General features: G+C 40.1%; 1 pseudogene. It reads right to left on the bottom strand.

From position 1 onward, the window contains the following. Positions 1-257 (bottom strand): annotated as a pseudogene (locus tag SB775_RS31305) (hypothetical protein); the annotation flags it as partial.

Raw genomic sequence — 257 nt, 5'->3', positions numbered from 1 at the left:
CGTCCTATCCTAGAAATGACTTTACATGGTCTACCTTCCCTCATAACAATTTGCACATCATCCGAAATCATCGGCAATGTTTTCTTTACAAAAGAAGGTGTTTTAGCTTCACTCTGTGTGCGTTCATGCTCTTGCAACGTTTCCTCATTGTTTGCTTCTATCGGTTCACGTTTAACAGTTCGAGAGAACTTCCCTTCCGATTTCTTTGTAACAGCAGCTGCAATTTCACTTTTAACTTCTAGCTGCAATTCTTCTAG

The sequence above is a fragment of the Peribacillus sp. SIMBA_075 genome (assembly GCF_046534585.1).
Note: the sequence above shows the minus strand (reverse complement) of the source record. Positions and strands in the feature narration are given on the sequence as shown.